Here is a 757-nt window from a genome sequence, read left to right as displayed (position 1 = left end):
CCGAAGCGACCCAGGAGGATATCGATGCGGCGTATGAAGATGTGATGTACGCGATTGTGTCGGTCATGGAGAATGAGGTGGACAAAGAGTTCCTGAAGTCCCTGATCGATCAGGCGAACAATACAATAGAGAATCACGCCGGTCAGTACACAGCATCCTCGATTGAAGCGCTGAAAGAAGCGGCAAAGGCGGGTCAGATAGTCTATGACGATCCTGAAGCGGATCTGGAAGCTGTCTTGGGTGCCTGCAAGGCCATTACGGATGCGAACAACACCCTGGTGGCAAGAGCAGACCTCAGCAATCTTGAGGCAGCATACAACTTTGCAGAAAGCCTGGAAGGCAAATGCGATTTGAGCTCTGTGGAAGGGCTGATGAATCAGGCGAAAGAGATTTTGGCGAATGCAGCTGACACCCCGATTTCAGAGCAGGATGCAGCGAAAGAGTTGGCCAGAACGCTGACAATTGAATTGTCGAAGATTCGTCTGAACGCCTCGATTGCAGCGGCGAACGAGAAACTGGCGGAGGAAGAGAAGTACACGGAAGCGAGCGTAGCGGCAGTGAAACTGGCGCTGGCGGAAGCGGAAGCGTTACAGCAGATCGTGGAAGAGCAGGATGTGGAAGCGATAGAGCTCGTGGAAGCGACTGCACAGAAGCTGGATAAGGCGGTAGATGCGCTGAAACTGGTGGACGACGACAAGCCGGTTGATCCTCCGAAGCCGAGCAAACCCAACAAGGGCAGCACGAGCCAGGTAGCGGA

The 757-nt window shown here is 54.0% G+C and carries 1 protein-coding gene; it reads left to right on the top strand.

Features of this window, described 5'->3' with window-relative positions; all coding sequences use genetic code 11:
• On the top strand, positions 1–757 hold a 757-nt coding region (locus H8711_RS13850; protein ID WP_249283907.1), incomplete at both ends, for a hypothetical protein.

Origin of the sequence: Ligaoa zhengdingensis, from assembly GCF_014384885.1 — a bacterium.
GTDB classification, from domain to species: Bacteria; Bacillota; Clostridia; order Oscillospirales; family Ruminococcaceae; genus Ligaoa; species Ligaoa zhengdingensis.
The sequence above is the reverse complement of the archived record's forward strand: the minus strand, read 5'-3'. Positions and strand labels throughout refer to the sequence as shown.